This is a genomic window from Pseudomonas sp. W2Aug9, assembly GCF_023127755.1.
Taxonomy (GTDB): Bacteria; Pseudomonadota; Gammaproteobacteria; order Pseudomonadales; family Pseudomonadaceae; genus Aquipseudomonas; species Aquipseudomonas synxantha_A.
In genome coordinates this window covers 88427-105528 of sequence record NZ_SPKL01000035.1, presented here as the reverse complement: position 1 = coordinate 105528, position 17102 = coordinate 88427, and the positions used below count along the sequence as shown (strand labels likewise).

The following is a 17102-nucleotide window of genomic DNA, read 5'->3' as shown; positions in this document are numbered from 1 at the left end:
TGCTTATTGTTGTGGATCTTTCTCCTGCACGCTGCCTGCTGTCACTACCTGCACGCTCAAGCGCGGCGTTGCCAGGTCGAGGCCGGCTTCATCCAGGTGCCGCTTGAGCGAGAGGTTGAACGCTCGCGAGACTTCCCACTGCTTGATTGGCGCGGTCTTGAAGCGTGCGCGCAGGATCGCGCTGCCGGATTCGAAACTCTCCACGCCCTGGATTTCCAGCGGCGACCAGATATTGCGGCGTTGCAGCGGGTCATTGCGCATGGCGTGGCCGACATCGCGCATCAGCTTGATTGCGTCGTCAATTTCCATGTTGTAGGGGATTGCCACCCGGAAGATCGCGTAGCCGAACTCTCGGGAGTAGTTCTTGATGCTCTTGATCTCGCTGAACGGGATGGTGTGCACGATGCCGTCGATATCGCGCAGGCGCACGGTGCGGATGGTCAGGCCCTCCACCGTACCCAGGTGGCCGCCGACGTCTACGTAGTCGTCGATGGCCAGGGAGTCTTCGATGATGATGAACAAGCCGGTGATCAAGTCCGCTACCAGCGACTGCGCACCAAAGCCGATAGCGATACCGATTACACCCGCACCGGCCAGCAATGGGGTGACATTCATGCCCATGTTCGCCAGCGCCACAATGGCGGCGATGATGAAGATGGTCACGAACAGCACGTTGCGGATCAGCGGCATCATGGTTTGCGCACGCGCGTTGGCCAGGCCTTTGCGTGAGCGGGTCAGGGCGTGGTGGATGGCGGTGTCGCTGAGGATCCAGATCAGCCAGGCAAACAGCAAGGTCCCACCTAGGCCAAACAGCTTCACGGCTATTTCATGGCCGTCACCTTCGGTAAAGCGAATCATCGACAGGCCCCACACCCGCAGCCCCAGCTCGATAAACGCCAGCCACACCACCAGGTGCACCAGGGTGTAGACAAACCCTTTAAGGCGTTCGGAGTACAGCGCATGGCGTTTGTGCCCGCGCTGTGGCTTGAGGGCGTGGCGGCGCACCAGGCCGTTGATCACCATGCACAACACCAGCAGCACCGTGCACAGCAGCGACTGGCGCAGGGCGGTGCTGGTGTCGCCGGCCGACAGGAAGGTCGCGAACAGTGAGATACCTACCAGCAGCAAGGCCGGGATGTACCAGAAGGTACCGATGATCGACAGGGTGTCGGTGAGGGCGCGGCGGGTCAGGCGGCGCGACAGCGGCTGGTTGCGGATCAGGTGTGCAATCGGTCGACGGAAACGCAGGATAAACACGCCGGTGGACAGCGCCGCCATTACATTGGCCACGGTTGCGGCGGTGTGGGCCAGGTGCTGGCCGAGCGCCTCGACCAGGCGCGGATCGCTCAAGGCTTCACCGAAGGCGGCAAAGCTGCCGATCCACCACAGCGGGCGGAACGCCTGATGGCGCAGGATATACAGGGCGCGGTGGCGGTGCGGGCCGTCAAGTACGGAGAAGGCAATTACGCAGATTGCCGAAAAACAGGTGCCGACCACCAAGGCATAGGCCAGCACCATCGCCAGGGATTTGCCCAGGGAGGAAGGCAGGGCGTAGCTCAGGTAAACCGTGATCACCAGGGCGATCAACCAGGGGCCCAGCTTGCGCAGGGCAAAGCGCAGCATGTCCCAGGTGCGCGGGTGTTGCGGTAACTCTTCGGGCAGGCCGAAACGCTCGCGTACCCGGTGGCTGAGCCAGATCAGCGCGGCGGCCAGCAGGCTCCACACTGCCAGGATCACGGCAAAACCAAAGATGATCGGCAGCCATTCGTTGGCCGGCAGCATCAGCGCGCCCAGTTCATCCTTGGCCAGGTCGACTTCATTGGACCAGCGCCCCAATGGGCTGTCGGCGCCGGAAAACTGCTGTTCAAAGCCCGACAGCGTGCTGCCGATCAACCCGAGCACACCTTGCTCTGTAGCGGGTTGGGCCTTTTGCGTGGCGGCGCGCAGCTTTTTCAGGTCGCTCAGCAGCTGGGTGCGCTGTTGGTCGTTTTCGAGGGTCTTGATCACCTCGTCCAGCGACTGCCCCAGGGGCACTTCAGCCTGGGGTTGGGCCTTGCTGGAACCACCCAGCATTCCGGGCAAGCCTACCGCCTGGGCGGATGACAGCGGCAGCAGCGTGAGCAGGGCGATCAGCAGGTAGCAGGGCAGGGCAAACAGACGGGAAAGCACGAGGCGGTCAACCTTCAAAGCAACGAATTGACCGAGTGTACGAGGCCGCTATGCCCAATGCGAGCGCATTTGTCATTGCGCCAGTTTGGCGAGGATCTTGTAGACCACGGTGCCCAGGATCAGCAGCATACCAACCCACATGCCGAACACGCCGAGGGGCTTGTCGCGAAAATTGAAACCGACCGCGAGCATGATCATGCCGATCACGATGGGGATGAGCATGGCGTGGAATGAGGACATTGAAATCATGGGAGCAATAGCCTTGTCGCAGTGGAAGTTTTGACAAGTCTAGGCGCGATTGCAGGAAGTGCAGGTGATACAAGTCAGTTTGGCAGTACATCGAACCAAATGTGGGAGGGAGCAAGCCCCCTCCCACATTTCGATCACATTTTGCCCGTCAAATCAGGGCAGGTCGCGGCTCGCGTAAAACGCCCCCAGCACCTTCACCAGGTGCGCCAGGTCATGGCTGCCGCACAGCTCTCGAATGGAGTGCATGGCAAACGTCGGCAAGCCGATATCCACGGTGCGTACACCCAGGTGGCTGGCGGTGATCGGGCCGATGGTCGAGCCGCAGCCCATGTCACTGCGCACCACAAAGCTTTGTACCGGCACTTCTTCGGCCATGCACAGGTGACGGAAGAACCCGGCGGTTTCGCTGTTGGTGGCGTAGCGCTGGTTGCTGTTGACCTTGATCACCGGCCCGGCATTGAGTTTCGGACCGTGGTTGGCGTCGTGCTTCTCGGCGTAGTTGGGGTGCACGCCGTGGGCGTTGTCCGCCGATACCAGCAGTGACTTCTGAATGGTGCGTACGAACTCATCACCTTCAGGCAACAGGCGGCGCAGGGTCTGCTCCAGCATCGGGCCATCGGCGCCGCAGGCCGAGCAGGAGCCGACTTCTTCGTGATCGTTGCATACCAGCACGCAGGTTTCGTCGGTCTCGCTGGTCAGCAAGGCTTGCAGGCCGGCGTAGCACGACAGCAGGTTGTCCAGGCGCGCACCGGCGATGAAATCGCCATTGAGGCCGATGACCGCCGCGCTTTGGGTGTCGTAGAAGCTCAGCTCGTAGTCGAGCACCACATCAGCGTTCAACCCATGCTCGCGGGCCAACTGTTCGGTGAGCACGGCGCGAAAGTCCACGCGTTCGTCACCGGCAAATTGCGCAAGGATCGGCGGCAGCTCGGTCTGGGCATTGATCGCCCAACCCTGGTTGGCCTCACGGTTCAGGTGAATGGCCAGGTTGGGAATGATGGCGATCGGCAGCTTGAAGTCGATCAATTGGCTTTCGACCTTACCGTCGCGGCGGAAGGTGACGCGGCCAGCCAGGGACAGGTCGCGGTCGAACCACGGCGCGAGCAGCGCACCGCCGTAGACTTCCACGCCCAACTGCCAGAAGCCCTGGCGTTGCAGCTCAGGCTGGGGTTTGACCCGCAGGCACGGGCTGTCGGTGTGGGCGCCGACCAGGCGGATGCCGCCCTGCAACGGCGAGTGGCGGCCGAGCTTGAAGGCGATGATCGAGGAGTCGTTGCGGGTCACGTAGTAGCGACCATTGGCCTCGGTGGTCCAGGTGTCGCGCTCGTCGAGACGCTGGTAACCGGCCGCTTCCAGGCGCTGGGCGAGGGCCGCAGTGGCATGAAAAGGAGTAGGGGAGGCCTTTAGGAAGTCGATCAGGCCTTGATTCAACGCTTCGCGCATAAATAGCTCCAGACAGCAATGCGCGGAGTTTACCGTTCGATGGCCAGAAGTGCACAGAACAAATGTGGGAGGGGGCTTGCTCCCGATTGCGGTGTGTCAGTGAGCAAATACAGTGACTGACACTCCGCCATCGGGGGCAAGCCTCCTCCCACATTTACCTGTGTTCGCAGCTTAAAAGGGGGCAGGGCACTCGAAGCGCAAGCGCTCGCCGCTTTGTGGATGGGTGAAACTGAGCATGCTTGCATGCAGGCACAGCCGCGGCCAGGCAGCCAAGGCTTGTTCATGAGCATACAAACCATCACCCAGCAACGGATGCCCGATGGACAGCATATGCACACGCAACTGGTGCGAACGCCCGGTGATCGGCGTCAGCTCCACGCGGCACCAGTCGCCACAACGCTCCAGCACTTTCCAGAAGGTCAGGGCGTGCTTGCCGAACTCGTGGTCCACCACATGGCGTGGCTTGGTCGGCGGGTCGTAGCGCAGGGGCAGGTCGATGCTGCCGCTGTCCAGTTCCGGCTGGCCCCAGGCCAGGGCGGTGTAGGCTTTTTCTGTTTCGCGGTCGTGAAACTGGCGGGACAGTTCGCGGTGGGTGTCGGCGTCCCGGGCCAGCAGGATGATCCCCGAGGTTTCCCAGTCCAGGCGATGGACGATACGGGCTTCGGGGTAGCCGTTTTCCTGCAGGCGCGTGATCAGGCAGTCCTTGTTGTCGTCGGCGCGACCAGGCACCGAGAGCAGCAGGGTCGGCTTGTTCACCACCAGGACAGCGTCGTCCTGATGCAGGATATGTATATTGGACAGCGGCATTAAACAGCCTCGTAACAAACGCCAACGGCGGCTCGCCCACCTGGTTCCCGAAGGATCAAGGTGATCGAGCCGCCGTGGCGACCGCCCTTTCGATCAACGATCGGGCAGGGTGATATTGAGTTCCAGAATCGAGCAGCTGCCGTCATTTTCCAGAGCGACATGCACGTCATCGTTGCCGATATTGACGTACTTGCGGATCACCTCGACCAGTTCCTTCTGCAAGGCTGGCAGGTAATCCGGCGTGCTGCGTTGGCCGCGTTCGTGCGCCACGATGATCTGTAGACGCTCTTTCGCTACCGACGCGGTACTTGGCTTTTTGTTGGCGCGAAAGAAGTCGAGAAATTTCATTGTTTAGTTGCCTCCAAAGATACGCTCGAAGAATCCCTTCTTCTTAACATCGAGGAAGCGGTGTTCCACGGTCTTGCCCAGCAAGCGATCGACTGCATCGCTGTACGCCTGGCCGGCGTCGCTCTGGTCGTCAAGAATCACCGGCACGCCCTGGTTGGATGCCTTCAGCACGGCCTGGGATTCAGGGATCACGCCCAGCAGGGTCACTGCGAGGATTTCCTTCACGTCTTCAACGCCGAGCATCTCGCCATTGTTGACACGCTCCGGGTTGTAGCGGGTGAGTAACAGGTGCTCCTTGATCGGGTCCTGGCCTTCTTCAGCGCGCTTGGACTTGCTGGCCAAGAGGCCCAGCATACGGTCCGAGTCACGTACCGAGGAGACTTCCGGGTTGGTCACCACGATGGCTTCATCGGCGAAGTACATCGCCAGGTGAGCACCGGTTTCGATACCGGCCGGAGAATCGCACACCACGTATTCGAAGGTTTCCTTGAGCTCGGCGAGAACCTTGCCCACGCCTTCCTTGGTCAGCGCGTCTTTGTCGCGGGTCTGGCTGGCGGCCAGTACATACAGGTTCTCAAGGCGCTTGTCCTTGATCAGGGCCTGTTGCAGGTTGGCTTCGCCGTTCACCACGTTGACGAAGTCGTACACCACGCGGCGTTCGCAGCCCATGATCAGGTCGAGGTTACGCAAACCGACGTCGAAGTCGACGATGACTGTCTTGTGGCCGCGCAGTGCGAGGCCGGTACCGATAGCGGCGCTGGTGGTGGTCTTACCCACACCACCCTTGCCGGATGTAACCACGAGAATCTTGGCCAAGGTGTTTCACCCCTAAGGAAAAAGGACTTTCGGTCCCTGAAAAACATCTCTTGAAACTCGCTGCAGGCGGACAGCCTTTGCAGGAAAAAGAAGGAGTTTCCATGGGGAAACACCAACTTCCAAAAAGTCCTACACAAGTCTTGCCGGTTTCGCTTTGCTATCAGAGTCTAGAGATGCTTGGAAAATGCGGCAGTATCCGTTAAAGCCGGATGATGTTCAACACATCGCCCGACAGGTTGACCTGTACCGAAGCCCCCCACAGCGGATCACGGCGCAAATCTTCGGAAACCTTGTACTGACCCGCGATGGAAACCAGCTCAGCGGTCAACTGCTGGCAGAAAATCCGCGCTCTGGTATCACCCTTGATGCCGGCGAGGGCACGTCCGCGCATCGGGCCGTATACATGGATGTTGCCATCGGCGAGAAGTTCCGCCCCCGGGCTGACCGAGGAGATCACCACCAGGTCGCCGCCCTGGGCGTAAATCTGCTGCCCGCCGCGTACCGGCGAGGTGATGATCTTTGTCGGCTTGATCGCAGGCTCGGGTGGTTTTTCCGGTTTTTTCTTCTCTTCACCGACCAGCGGTTCCAAGGGACGCTCGCGGGCACCGGACGGAGGCAGTACTGGCAGTTCAATGGCGATGGCGGCGGCAATGTCTTCGATGCGGCTGGCACGAATCGCCAGGGTGCGCAGGCCATGGGAGCGGCACACGCGCATCAGCCCGGGCAAATCAATCACGCCCTGGCCGGCCGGCAGCTTGTCCAGCGCCAGCACCAGCGGGGCGTTGTTGAAAAAGTTTGGCGCCAGGGCAACCTTGGCGGCCAGTTGGCGGTCCAGGGCATCAAGGTCATTGCGCGCCAGTTCCAGCACGGTAATGGCGAGCATGCTGCCTTTTAGCTGGAACACGGGATCTTGGTCTAGCGGTTCGGTTTGGCTCATGGTCGGCGAAAGCGGCTTGTCACGAAAAGTGTCGAGACTTATAACGAGAACACTCACCCGCCGCAAGCCGAGTCGAACCGTTGTAGAATGCGCGGCCCTTGTCTTTACCGGAATCTGTAATGGATCGCCCGCGTTTTCGAGCTGTATTTCTTCACCCGCGTTTTTGGCTGCTATGGCTGGGGCTCGGCCTGCTGTGGCTGGTCACCCAGTTGCCGTACCGGGCGTTGTTGACCATTGGTCGCCTGCTGGGTGCGGGGATGTACCGCGTGGCTGGCGATCGCCGCCGTATCGCGGCGCGTAACCTTGAGCTGTGCTTCCCGGAAAAATCCGTGCAGGAGCGCAAACGCCTGCTCAAGGAAAACTTTGCCTCCACCGGTATCGCCTTTTTTGAAATGGCCATGAGCTGGTGGTGGCCCAAGCCGCGCCTGGCGCGACTGGCCCATGTCGAAGGGCTGGAACACCTCAAGCAGGCACACTTGGAAGGCAAGGGCGTGATCCTGATGGCCCTGCACTTCACCACCCTGGAAATCGGCGCGGCGCTGCTGGGGCAGAAACACACCATCGATGGCATGTACCGCGAGCATGGCAACCCGCTGTTCGATTTTATCCAGCGCCGTGGTCGTGAGCGCCATAACCTCGATTCCCTGGCCGTGGAGCGCGACGACGTGCGCGGTATGCTCAAGCTGCTGCGTGCCGGCCGGGCCATCTGGTACGCACCGGACCAGGATTACGGCGCCAAGCAAAGCATCTTCGTGCCGCTGTTCGGTATCCAGGCAGCTACCGTCACCGCTACCAGCAAGTTCGCACGCCTGGGCAAGGCGTTGGTGGTGCCGTTCACCCAGGAGCGCCTGGCCGATGGCAGCGGTTACCGATTGGTGATCCATCCACCGTTGACCGATTTTCCGGGTGAAACCGACGAAATCGACTGCCTGCGCATCAACCAATGGGTCGAAGCCTCGGTACGCGATTGCCCCGAGCAATACCTGTGGACCCATCGCCGTTTCAAGAGCCGGCCGCCGGGTGAGCCCAAACTGTATGAAAAGCGCCGTCGATAACGCTGATTTTTCCCACACGGAGTGACGCAATGCGCCCAGTTGAACCGGTCACAGGCTTGATTCTTTCCGGCGGCGGGGCGCGAGCGGCGTATCAGGTGGGGGTGTTGGCGGCGATTGCCGAGTTGCTGCCACCGGGGGCGCCGAATCCATTTCCGGTGATTGTCGGCACCTCCGCCGGCGCGATCAATGCGGTGAGCCTGGCCAGTGGCGCCACTGACTTTACGGCGGCGATTGAACGGCTGACAGCGTTCTGGCAGGGCTTTCGCAGCTACCAGGTGCTGCGCAGCGACTGGCCTGGGGTAATACGCCAGGCCAGCCGTTTCCTCATCCACAGCCTATTGGGCCTGGGCGCCCAGGTGCCCGTGGCGCTGCTCAACAGCTCGCCACTGCGCGACTTGCTGCAAGAACGCTTGAACCTGGACGGCATCGACGAGGCTATTCGCCGCAAGCACTTGCAGGCAGTGGCGGTGACGGCGTTTGGCTATGAGTCCGGGCAAGCGGTGACTTTCTACCAGGGCGGCGGCACCATCGATGCATGGCTGCGCCATCGGCGTATCGGCGTGCCGACCCAGCTGACGGTGGAGCACTTGCTGGCGAGTTCGGCGATTCCGCTGTTGTTTGCTCCGGTCAAACTCGACGAAGAGTACTTTGGCGATGGCGCGGTGCGGCAGTCAGCGCCCATCAGCCCGGCTTTGCACCTGGGCGCCAGCCGCGTGTTGGTGGTCGGCGTGAGCGGCAATCCCAGGGGCAATGAAGCGTCGACGCAACGTACCTACACCGGCCAGCAACCGACCCTGGCGCAAATCGGTGGGCATATGCTCAACAGCACCTTCATTGACAGCCTGGAAAGCGATATCGAACTGCTGGAGCGCTTGAACCAGTTTAGTCGGGTTGTCCCTGTCGACGCCGCGGTGCAGGGCCTGGCGCCGGTGGACGTGCTGGTGATTGCGCCCAGCCAGCCTATCGATGAAATCGCGGCGCGACATCGCCAGGAATTACCGGCGGCGTTGCGCTTGTTCTTGCGCGGGCCGGGGGCGACCAAGACCAGCGGGGCGGGGGTGTTGAGTTATTTGCTGTTCGAGGCGGGGTATTGCAGCGAGTTGATCGAGTTGGGGCGCAAGGATGCGCTGGCCAAGCGCGACGAAATCAGCCGATTCCTCGGCCTGACGCCTAACTGAATGTGGGAGGGGGCTTGCCTGCGATAGCGGTATGCCAGCCAACACTGCTGGCACAGACACACCGCGATCGCAGGCAAGCCAGCTCCCACAGGGAACCGCGATCAACCTTTAGAAGTGGTACTTGACCAGGAAGCTTGCGGTGTCCTGAGTCGTCTTGAACGCGCCGCTGTCTTCAATCCCGTACTTGTTCTTCCAGTAGTCGTATTCAAAACCTACATACAACTGCTTGTCGCCCCAGTGCAGCGCCTTGCCCAAGTCGTATTTGACCTGCGGGTTGAAGTGCAGGTTGGCGTGATAAGTGCCACGGGCGTTCTTGTCGTTATCCACCACCCAGTCCATGAAACCGTCGATCAGCACGTCGGAATTGCCCACGGGGATGGTGTACGACCACACCGGAGTGATCTGCCACACACCGTCACCCGGGCGATTGCCCTCGGTCTGGCGCTGGTAGAAATTCAACTGGAAGTAGTCAAAACCGGGGATGTTCAAGTCGAATGCCGGGCCCAGCAGGTAGGACTCGTTATCGCCCTCGCCGAACTCGTAGGTGAAGGCCAGCAGCACGTCCTTGATCGGGCCGAACGACAGGTCCTTGTCGAAAATCTTGCCGAACGACAAACGCGGGCTGAACTCACCGTAGTAAGTGTTCGGGCCGACATTGCCGTCTTCCTTGCCGTTGTAAAAGATACGGTCGAGGAAGAAGAAGTTGTCGCCGTACTTCCATGCGTCGGCATGTTCGAAGGTGACGGTTTGCTGGATCTGCGGGTTGACGGTAAAGCTCTTGCCCCACAGGTAAGTCAGGCTGTTGTTCTGCCACTGCAACAAGTCACCGGCGACGGCCTGGCCACCAGCCAGCAGGGATCCCGCCAGCATCAGGCCTTTGAACATGGGTTTCATTCGGTTGCTCCCGAGTTAAAGTTTTATGGTTTTTTTTCTTCTACGCAGGCGCTCTGGTATGGCGCCTTTTGGTTCGCTGCAAAAATCGTCTGTTCGGTCAGCTTTAATGCTGTTAGCAAGAGCTGCGCCAAGGTGTTTGAAAAGCCAAAAAATCCCCGTCGGCTGCAGCGGATGCAGTCGAATTCAGAGGACTTTTGCGCACTTTGGCAGCCAACATCAGGCCGGGATAAGTTGGCCTTGAAGTCAGCTTTTACATTCGCTGTTTTTTTTTGAGTCGATTCGAGCGGGCGCGGAGAATACTGGCTCCCAGGCCTGGGCTCAAGTGCGCTGTAACAGAGCGCGAGGGGCGAGAATGGGGCGCGGCGTGTGGCCGGCCCCGGTTGAAGGCTGTGCATGTGGCTGTTCCCTGTTTGTTGTTATTTTTGTACTAACAAAGGAATCAATGCGTATGGGCGACTTCGGGGCGTTCAGCGCCGCCGAGGATGTTGAACAGGATGTTCAGCGACAACGCGCTGAGTGTGGCCATGGCGATCCCGCTGTGGGTAATCGGGCTCATCCACAGTGGCAGTTGCGCGAAGAACTCCGGCCGTACCACGGGGATCAGGCCCATGCCGATGCTCACCGCTACCAATAGCTGGTTGCGACGGTCGGCGATGTCGGCTTCCTGCAGGATCTTGATCCCGGTCGCCGCCACCATGCCGAACATGGCTATCGCCGCGCCACCGAGTACTGCCGGCGGAATCGACGCGACCAGATAGGCCGCCTTGGGCAACAGGCTCAGCACAATCAGAAAGGCCCCGGCCATGATCGTGACCGAGCGGCAGCGCACGCCGGTCATTTGTACCAGGCCGATATTCTGCGCGAAGGAGGAGTGGGTAAAGGTGTTGAAGAAACCGGCAAAGAACGACGCGCCGGCGTCACACAGCAGGCCGCGGCGCAGCATTTTCGGGGTGACCTCCTGGCCGGTGATCTTGCCCAGGGCGAGGAACATGCCGGTGGACTCGACAAAGATAATCACCACCACCAGGCACATCGACAGGATCGGCGCCAACTCGAACTTGGGCATACCGAAGTGCAACGGCGTGACCACCTGCACCCAGGGCGCCTGGGCCAGGCCACTGAGGTCGACCATGCCGATAACGCCGCACAACCCGTAACCCAGGCCCATGCCGATCAGCACCGAGATATTCACCCAGAAGCCGCGCATGAAGCGGTTGATCAGCAGGATGGTCGCCAGCACCAGGGCGGCAATCGCCAGATACACCGGCGAGCCGAACGTGGCGGCAGCGCTGCCGCCACCGGCCCAGTTCACGGCCACGGGAAACAGCGAGAGGCCGATGGCGGTAATGACGGTACCGGTTACCAGCGGCGGGAAAAAGCGCACAACCTTGGACATGAATGGCGCGATCAGCATGCCGAAGAACCCGGCGGCGATAGTCGCGCCGAAGATGCCTTGCAAACCGATACCGGGCATACCGGCCATGGCGACCATGCTGCCGACGGCGGCGAAGCTGGCACCCATCATCACCGGCATACGGATACCTACCGGGCCGATGCCGAACGACTGCACCATGGTGGCGATACCGGCCACCAGCAGGTCGGCGTTGATCAGGAAGGCGATTTCTTCACGGCTCAAGCCTGCGGCCTGGCCAATGATCAGGGGGACGGCGACGGCGCCGCCGTACATCAGCAAGACGTGTTGCAAGCCAACCAGAATCAGTTGCAAGAGGGGCAGCCGCACCATGGCGGGTGCGGCAGGAGTCTGCGTTTCTAACTGGGACATGCAACACCTCGAATCTTTTTATTTTTGTGTTGTTTGCAAAGCAATTTTCAAAACACGGCAGATCTCAATTGTGGGAGCTGGCTTGCCTGCGATAGCGCAGGGTCGGCAACTCATCCGGTGACTGACACACTGCTATCGCAGGCAAGCCAGCTCCCACATTGGTCCCGTGTGAAACAGTCAGTTGGTGCGGGCCCCCTGATTGATCCAGGTGCCGATCAGGTCTCTTTCCTGCTGGGTCATCTGGGTAATATTGCCCAACGGCATGATCTGGCTGGCCACGGCCTGCGCTTGAATACGCGCGGCCTGCTGCTGGATCTGTGTCGGTGTGTCGAACATCACCCCAGCCGGAGCGGTGCTGAACAACGGGCTGGTGGGCTTGGCCGAATGGCACACGGTGCAGCGTTGCTCGATCACATGGTGCACCTGGCCGAAGTCGGTCGTGGCCTGGGCCGGTGCCGGTTCAGCGGCGGGGGCGGCAGGCGCTGCGGGTTTCAAGCCACCGCCCAGGGCGGTTTCCGGCAGCGGCTGGTACTCGATCGCAGCAGGTGCCTTGGCAATCGGTTCTGCAGGTTTGGGCCCGGTTACATACGCCAGGCTGATCATCGCCAACGCGCCCACCGGCAAGGTCCACGCATACTTCTGGCTGTCATGCCGGGTGTTGAAGTAGTGCCTTACCAGCACCGCCGCCACTGCGATCCCGGCCAGGATCAGCCAGTTGTATTGGCTGCCGTAGGTACTCGGGAAGTGGTTGCTGATCATGATGAACAGCACCGGCAAGGTGAAGTAGTTGTTGTGGCGTGAACGCAGCAAGCCCTTGGCCGGCAGCGCCGGATCCGGTGTGCGGTTCTCGGCGATGGCTGCCACCAGTGCACGCTGGGCGGGCATGATGATGCGGAACACGTTACCGACCATGATCGTACCGATCACCGCACCCACGTGCAGGTAGGCGCCACGGCCGCTGAACACCTTGCTGAAGCCATACGCCGCCGCAATCAGCAGCACGAACAGGATCAAGCCGAGCAGGGCAGGGCGCTTGCCCAGGGCCGAGTCGCAGAGGAAGGAGTAGATGAACCAGCCGGCGAACAGTGAGCCGATGCCCAGCAATACGCCTTCGGTGCCGCTGAGGCTGCTGCCGGGGGCGAGCAGGTACAGCGTGGGGTTGAGGTAGAACACCACGCAGAGCAGTGCGACGCCCGACATCCAGGTGAAGTAGGCTTCCCATTTGAACCAGTGCAGGTTGTCCGGCATGGTCGGCGGAGCCAGTTTGTATTTTTCCAGGTGGTAGATACCGCCACCGTGGATCGCCCACAAGTCACCGGCCAGGCCGTTCTTGGGGTTGACGCGATTGAGGTTGTTTTCCAGCCAGACAAAGTAGAACGAAGCGCCGATCCAGGCGACGCCAGTGATCATGTGAACCCAGCGCACGCTCAGGTTCAGCCATTCCAACAGATGTGCTTCCACAGTCTTTACCTCTCGCCTGTCACCCTTGTTGTCGGGTGATCCGGCCTTCTCTTATTGGTGGGGGGCGAGGATCAACCGCTCATCCTCTTTGAAAAAATGCTCATCGCAGTTATTGCCTGTGCCACTGCGATCAACCACCAGGAAGTCATCCCGCTTTTCGATCGTCAGCACCGGGTGGTGCCAGACGCCGCGATGGTAATTGATGCCCTGCCTGCCGTTGGTAACGAAGGCGCGGACCAAGCCTGATACAGGTGCATCGCCAAGTGGCGCGACCACGATCAGAAAGGGGTTGCCGAGCAGCGGTATGAACGCCTGGCTGCCCAGCGGGTGTCTCTCCAGCATGCACACGGTCAACGGCATGTCCTGCGCGTCGGCGCGGAAGATGCTGATGATGGCGTGGTCTTCAGGCTGTGCTGTTTCGACCGTTGCCAGTTTGTGAAAGCGCATGGTCGACCCGTTGTTGATCATGAAGTGATCGCTGCCATCGGTTTCGATAACGTCTCCGAAAGGGGCGAAGGCTTCTTTGGTCAGGGGTTCGATCATCAGTGTGCGCATGGCTGTCTCTTATCCGAATACTGTGTTGTTTGGTCTATTGCTATCGCGGGCAAGCCCGCTCCCACATTTGGAATGCATTCCCCTGTGGGAACTGGCTTGCCTGCGATGGCATCACCGCTTATTTCGACACTTTGCCCAGGACGCGCAGGCGACTCACACCGCCATCCGGGAACACATTCAGGCGGATATGGGTAATCGGCCCCAGCGCCTTGATCTGCTCGGCGAAGGTGTGTTCTGCGTGCATTTCCAGTTTCTGCGCCGGCAACAGTTCACGCCAGAACAGCGATTGGGTTTCGATCTGGCTGTCGGTGCCGCCTTTGACGAAGGCGCCCTGGATCGAGCAGGTGTCCGGGTAGTTGCCCTTGAAGTGCAGGGTGTCGACGATGATCTTTTCGATCTCGCCCGGGTGGCCCAACGCGACGATCACCCAGTCATTGCCCGGTGTACGACGACGCGCGGTTTCCCAGCCATCACCCATGTTGATGCCACGGCCCGGGTTGAGGATGTTGCTCATGCGGCCGAAGTGTTCATCGGAGCAGGCCAGGGCACGACCGCCATTGAGCGCGGCAGCCAGGTCGACCTGTTCGTTGTCGCCCACCGAAGACCAATCGCGGAACGGCACGCCATACACACGCAGACGGGCGACGCCGCCATCCGGGTAGATGTTGAAGCGCAGGTGGCTGAACGCCTGGTCGTTGTTGATCTCGTGGTAGTGGTGACTGTTGCCTTGCAGCTCTACCGCCGACAGCACTTCAACCCATTGGGTATTGGCGTCCGGCTCGCCCGAGGCCAGGAAGCAGGCTTCCAGTGAGGCCGACGGCGGGAAGTTGCCGGTGAAGAATGAAGTGTCGATGTCCACGCCTTTGATCGAACCCGGCACGCCCAGGCGGATCACCGCGCTGTCGTAGCCTTCGAAGCGCTTGCGGCGTGACTCCCAGCCGTCCATCCACTTGCCGTTGTCATCGAAAACGCCCTCCTTCCACACGGCCGGGGTCGGCTGGAACAGGCGGTTGGCGTCGGCGAACCAGTCATCGGTCACCGAGATGATCTTGGTGCCCAGGCGGGCGTCGGCCAGGTTGACGAACTTTTCGAAAGGTACGGCGTAAGCTTTCATTCTTCTTGTCTGCCTTGGATAGAGTGGCTGGGGATGGTCGTTTAGAGGGTCAATAAACGGAACAACGCGATCTTGTTGATCTCGTCCAGCGCGCACTTGAACTCGGTGTCTGTCGAGTTATGGATGCGCGTTTCGAACGCGGCGAGAATCTGGTGCCGGTTGCTGCCTTTTACCGCCATGATGAAGGGAAACTTGAACTTGGCCTTGTAGGCGTCATTCAGCTCGGTGAAGCGAGAAAACTCTTCGGCCGTGCATTGGTGAATCCCCGCGCCAGCTTGCTCATCGGTGCTGGCTTGGGTGAGTTGGCCCTGGACGGCGGCTTTACCGGCCAGGTCCGGGTGAGCATTGATCAGGGCCAACTGGCTTTGATGATCAGCGCTCAACAGGATATCGCTCATGCGCTGGTGCAGGGTTTCGATCTGGTCGATCGACGTATCCTGGCCCAGCTCGAAGGCCTTTTCGGCCACCCATGGCGAGTGTTCGTAAATATCGGCAAAGGCTGCGACGAAGGCGTCGCGGCTCAGGGTCGACGGTTGCAAGGTCTGGAACGCAGTCATTTCGCCGCTCCCGTGCAGGGGTGGGTTTGGTGCCAGTGACGGGCGATGTCCACGCGGCGGGTGAACCACACCTGATCATGGCCTTTGACGTATTCAATGAAGCGCTTGAGCGAGGCCAGGCGTGCCGGGCGGCCGATCAGGCGGCAATGCAGGCCGATCGAAAGCATCTTCGGCGCTTCGGCGCCTTCGGCATACAGCACGTCGAAGGCATCCTTGAGGTATTCGAAAAAGTCGTCACCCTTGTTGAAACCCTGCACCTGGGTGAAGCGCATGTCGTTGGTGTCCAGGGTGTAGGGGATCACCAGGTGCGGCTTGCCGTTAGGGGTATTGGGTTCCCAGTAGGGCAGGTCGTCGTCATAGGTGTCGCAGTCATACAGGAAACCGCCTTCCTCCATCACCAGGCGGCGGGTGTTGGGGCCGGTACGACCGGTGTACCAGCCCAGCGGGCGTTCGCCGGTCAGCTCGGTGAGGATGCGGATGGCTTCGAGCATGTGCTCGCGCTCCTGGGCCTCGTCCATGTACTGGTAGTCGATCCAGCGGTAGCCGTGGCTGCAAATCTCGTGGCCGGCGGCGACCATGGCGCGGATCACATCCGGATGACGCTGGGCAGCCATGGCCACGGCGAAGATAGTCAGCGGTATGTCGAATTCTTTGAACAATTTGAGGATGCGCCACACCCCGGCACGGCTGCCGTATTCGTACAGCGACTCCATGCTCATGTTGCGCTCGCCTTGCAGCGGCTGGGCCGAGACCATTTCCGAAAGGAAGGCTTCGGACTCTTTGTCGCCATGCAGGATATTGCGCTCGCCGCCTTCTTCGTAGTTGAGTACGAACGACAGCGCAATGCGTGCGTTGCCCGGCCAGTGGGGGTGAGGAGGGTTACTGCCGTAACCGATCAGGTCGCGTGGGTAGTCAGCGCTCACTGCAGTCTTCCTTCTTGTTCGTGGTAGCTAGGTGTGTGGCGGCCGGGCAGTGAAAAGACTGGGTGGCGTCACAGCGATGAGTGATTGTATACAACTTATCGCAAACTTTGTAAGCCTGCATTTCTGCATTTTTTCTGAACGGTCTGTCTGCAAGAAACTTGCCTAAGTGGTCAGGTTAAAATGAAAAAGCCCACTGCAGAAGCGAGCTTGCTCGCGAAAACCCTGATGGCGCCACTTTTCATTCTGAGAGCCCGCGTCATCGTTGGCGTTTTTCGCGAGCAAGCTCGCTCATACAGGAGGGTGGGAGCGCTGTGAAATTTATTGTGTACAATTTTTTATAAAAGTGTCTTAATCGGCCATCGCCGGCTTTTTCACTGCCCTGAAAGAGTGCGGGTTTCTCTATGACTGACTTCGGGAGGCGCATAAAAGCCATGGGACGTTTGACCACACACGTTTTGGACGCCGCACACGGCTGCCCCGGCAGCGGGATCAAGGTCGAGTTGTATCGCGTCGAAGGCGCGCAGCTTGAACTGGTGGGTAGCGCCGTGACTAATAGCGACGGCCGTTGCGACGCGCCGTTGCTGCAAGGCGATGACTACCGCAGCGGTGTCTACCAATTGCAATTCAGTGCTGGCGACTACTACCGCGCCCGCGATGTGCAACTGCCGGAGCAGGCTTTTCTCGACGTGGTGGTATTGCGTTTCGGCATCAGCGCCGAACAAGACCATTACCATGTGCCACTGCTGATTTCGCCTTACAGCTACTCCACCTATCGCGGTAGCTGAGTCGTCACCTCGCTTCACACCCCCCCAA

Annotated in this window: 18 protein-coding genes; 3 read left to right on the top strand and 15 right to left on the bottom strand. The window is 60.3% G+C overall.

Annotated elements, in window-relative coordinates; all coding sequences use genetic code 11:
- Positions 1 to 3 precede the first annotated feature (3 nt).
- The 7 genes from E3O56_RS21245 to minC all read right to left on the bottom strand — a co-directional run bounded on the left by E3O56_RS21245 (position 4) and on the right by minC (position 6769).
- Positions 4 to 2169, bottom strand: a complete 2166-nt coding sequence (locus E3O56_RS21245; protein ID WP_248128957.1) for a mechanosensitive ion channel domain-containing protein — start codon at positions 2167 to 2169, stop codon at positions 4 to 6.
- Between the two features lie 72 nt (positions 2170 to 2241).
- Positions 2242 to 2418: a hypothetical protein gene (locus E3O56_RS21240; protein WP_164699536.1), complete on the bottom strand. Its 177-nt coding sequence runs from the start codon at positions 2416 to 2418 to the stop codon at positions 2242 to 2244.
- 153 nt (positions 2419 to 2571) lie between these two features.
- Positions 2572 to 3861, bottom strand: coding sequence for a M18 family aminopeptidase (locus tag E3O56_RS21235; protein WP_228308780.1), 1290 nt, complete (start codon positions 3859 to 3861; stop codon positions 2572 to 2574).
- 171 nt (positions 3862 to 4032) lie between these two features.
- Entirely contained in the window at positions 4033 to 4668 is a 636-nt protein-coding gene (locus tag E3O56_RS21230; protein ID WP_005789965.1) for an RluA family pseudouridine synthase, read from the bottom strand.
- Positions 4669 to 4761: 93 nt separating this feature from the next.
- Positions 4762 to 5016 (bottom strand): cell division topological specificity factor MinE, encoded by a 255-nt coding sequence (gene minE, locus E3O56_RS21225; RefSeq protein WP_003175252.1) that lies wholly within the window; start codon positions 5014 to 5016, stop codon positions 4762 to 4764.
- 3 nt (positions 5017 to 5019) lie between these two features.
- The gene (gene minD, locus E3O56_RS21220; RefSeq protein WP_003192835.1) at positions 5020 to 5832 is read right to left on the bottom strand and encodes a septum site-determining protein MinD; all 813 of its coding nucleotides are present in this window, start codon (positions 5830 to 5832) and stop codon (positions 5020 to 5022) included.
- Positions 5833 to 6031: 199 nt separating this feature from the next.
- Positions 6032 to 6769, bottom strand: a complete 738-nt coding sequence (gene minC / locus E3O56_RS21215) for a septum site-determining protein MinC (RefSeq protein WP_005789962.1) — start codon at positions 6767 to 6769, stop codon at positions 6032 to 6034.
- 119 nt (positions 6770 to 6888) lie between these two features.
- Between minC and E3O56_RS21210 the strand changes: the two genes are divergently transcribed.
- Both E3O56_RS21210 and E3O56_RS21205 read left to right on the top strand, forming a co-directional pair.
- Entirely contained in the window at positions 6889 to 7824 is a 936-nt protein-coding gene (locus E3O56_RS21210; protein ID WP_005789961.1) for a lipid A biosynthesis lauroyl acyltransferase, read from the top strand.
- 29 nt (positions 7825 to 7853) lie between these two features.
- Positions 7854 to 9002, top strand: a complete 1149-nt coding sequence (locus tag E3O56_RS21205) for a patatin-like phospholipase family protein (protein ID WP_248128956.1) — start codon at positions 7854 to 7856, stop codon at positions 9000 to 9002.
- Positions 9003 to 9110: 108 nt separating this feature from the next.
- On the opposite strand, the gene E3O56_RS21200 is transcribed toward E3O56_RS21205, so the two are convergent.
- The 8 genes from E3O56_RS21200 to puuE all read right to left on the bottom strand — a co-directional run bounded on the left by E3O56_RS21200 (position 9111) and on the right by puuE (position 16289).
- Positions 9111 to 9896, bottom strand: a complete 786-nt coding sequence (locus tag E3O56_RS21200) for an outer membrane protein OmpK (protein ID WP_005789957.1) — start codon at positions 9894 to 9896, stop codon at positions 9111 to 9113.
- Between the two features lie 23 nt (positions 9897 to 9919).
- A complete protein-coding gene (locus tag E3O56_RS21195; RefSeq protein ID WP_143508472.1) occupies positions 9920 to 10291 on the bottom strand; it encodes a hypothetical protein in 372 nt (123 codons plus the stop codon).
- Positions 10292 to 10335: 44 nt separating this feature from the next.
- Entirely contained in the window at positions 10336 to 11679 is a 1344-nt protein-coding gene (locus tag E3O56_RS21190; RefSeq protein ID WP_103733708.1) for a nucleobase:cation symporter-2 family protein, read from the bottom strand.
- Positions 11680 to 11856: 177 nt separating this feature from the next.
- On the bottom strand, positions 11857 to 13140 hold the full coding sequence (locus tag E3O56_RS21185) for a urate hydroxylase PuuD (protein ID WP_032880113.1): 1284 nt from the start codon (positions 13138 to 13140) through the stop codon (positions 11857 to 11859).
- Between the two features lie 51 nt (positions 13141 to 13191).
- Complete coding sequence (locus E3O56_RS21180) at positions 13192 to 13695, bottom strand: ureidoglycolate lyase (protein ID WP_005789953.1); 504 nt, start codon at positions 13693 to 13695, stop codon at positions 13192 to 13194.
- Between the two features lie 118 nt (positions 13696 to 13813).
- The gene (gene alc / locus E3O56_RS21175; protein ID WP_005789952.1) at positions 13814 to 14809 is read right to left on the bottom strand and encodes an allantoicase; all 996 of its coding nucleotides are present in this window, start codon (positions 14807 to 14809) and stop codon (positions 13814 to 13816) included.
- A gap of 41 nt (positions 14810 to 14850) precedes the next feature.
- Positions 14851 to 15366 carry a 2-oxo-4-hydroxy-4-carboxy-5-ureidoimidazoline decarboxylase gene (gene uraD / locus E3O56_RS21170; protein ID WP_103733709.1) on the bottom strand — a complete coding sequence of 172 codons (516 nt, stop codon included), beginning with the start codon at positions 15364 to 15366 and terminating at the stop codon, positions 14851 to 14853.
- On the bottom strand, positions 15363 to 16289 hold the full coding sequence (gene puuE / locus E3O56_RS21165) for an allantoinase PuuE (protein WP_005789948.1): 927 nt from the start codon (positions 16287 to 16289) through the stop codon (positions 15363 to 15365). Before puuE ends, uraD begins: the two co-directional genes overlap by 4 nt.
- A 401-nt stretch (positions 16290 to 16690) precedes the next feature.
- Between puuE and uraH the strand changes: the two genes are divergently transcribed.
- Positions 16691 to 17074, top strand: coding sequence for a hydroxyisourate hydrolase (uraH, locus tag E3O56_RS21160; RefSeq protein ID WP_248128955.1), 384 nt, complete (start codon positions 16691 to 16693; stop codon positions 17072 to 17074).
- Positions 17075 to 17102: the final 28 nt, after the last annotated feature.

Bases quoted from the DNA above. Each gene is read 5' to 3' on its own strand.
- E3O56_RS21240 (WP_164699536.1), bottom strand. From the start codon at position 2,418: ATGATTTCAATGTCCTCATTCCACGCCATGCTCATCCCCATCGTGATC.
- E3O56_RS21235 (WP_228308780.1), bottom strand. From the start codon at position 3,861: ATGCGCGAAGCGTTGAATCAAGGCCTGATCGACTTCCTAAAGGCCTCC.
- E3O56_RS21230 (WP_005789965.1), bottom strand. From the start codon at position 4,668: ATGCCGCTGTCCAATATACATATCCTGCATCAGGACGACGCTGTCCTG.
- minE (WP_003175252.1), bottom strand. From the start codon at position 5,016: ATGAAATTTCTCGACTTCTTTCGCGCCAACAAAAAGCCAAGTACCGCG.
- minC (WP_005789962.1), bottom strand. From the start codon at position 6,769: ATGAGCCAAACCGAACCGCTAGACCAAGATCCCGTGTTCCAGCTAAAA.
- E3O56_RS21210 (WP_005789961.1), top strand. From the start codon at position 6,889: ATGGATCGCCCGCGTTTTCGAGCTGTATTTCTTCACCCGCGTTTTTGG.
- E3O56_RS21205 (WP_248128956.1), top strand. From the start codon at position 7,854: ATGCGCCCAGTTGAACCGGTCACAGGCTTGATTCTTTCCGGCGGCGGG.
- E3O56_RS21200 (WP_005789957.1), bottom strand. From the start codon at position 9,896: ATGAAACCCATGTTCAAAGGCCTGATGCTGGCGGGATCCCTGCTGGCT.
- E3O56_RS21195 (WP_143508472.1), bottom strand. From the start codon at position 10,291: ATGCACAGCCTTCAACCGGGGCCGGCCACACGCCGCGCCCCATTCTCG.
- E3O56_RS21190 (WP_103733708.1), bottom strand. From the start codon at position 11,679: ATGTCCCAGTTAGAAACGCAGACTCCTGCCGCACCCGCCATGGTGCGG.
- E3O56_RS21180 (WP_005789953.1), bottom strand. From the start codon at position 13,695: ATGCGCACACTGATGATCGAACCCCTGACCAAAGAAGCCTTCGCCCCT.
- alc (WP_005789952.1), bottom strand. From the start codon at position 14,809: ATGAAAGCTTACGCCGTACCTTTCGAAAAGTTCGTCAACCTGGCCGAC.
- uraD (WP_103733709.1), bottom strand. From the start codon at position 15,366: ATGACTGCGTTCCAGACCTTGCAACCGTCGACCCTGAGCCGCGACGCC.
- uraH (WP_248128955.1), top strand. From the start codon at position 16,691: ATGACTGACTTCGGGAGGCGCATAAAAGCCATGGGACGTTTGACCACA.